Consider the following 372-nt stretch of genomic DNA (forward strand, 5'->3'; position numbering starts at 1 on the left):
CAAGTGGAGTAGGTTGGGTGGAGGTCACGAAACCCAACCCTACTATATCTAACTGCTGTTGGGTTTCACTGCGTTTCACCCAACCTACATGGCTAGATGGGCGATCGCACTTTCCCCCAAGTGGAGTAGGTTGGGTGGAGGTACGAAACCCAACACCACCATCTCTCAGTTATGTTGGGTTTCACTACGTTTCACCCAACCCACATGGCTGCGGTTTTGGGAAGTCCGAGAAAATTAGGCGATCGCACTATATCTAACTGCTGTTGGGTTTCACTGCGTTTCACCCAACCTACTGATGTTGGGTTTCACCCAACCCACATGGCTGGGGTTTTGGGAAGTCCGAGAAAATTAGGCGATCGCACTATATCTAAT

At 49.7% G+C, this 372-nt stretch carries 1 pseudogene; it reads left to right on the forward strand.

Annotated features, from left to right (window positions below):
• Positions 1-171: 171 nt before the first annotated feature.
• Positions 172-372: pseudogene (locus tag P5674_RS26115) on the forward strand (hypothetical protein); the annotation flags it as partial.

Source organism: Limnospira sp. PMC 289.06 (genome assembly GCF_032350395.1).
Lineage (GTDB): Bacteria > Cyanobacteriota > Cyanobacteriia > Cyanobacteriales > Microcoleaceae > Limnospira > Limnospira platensis.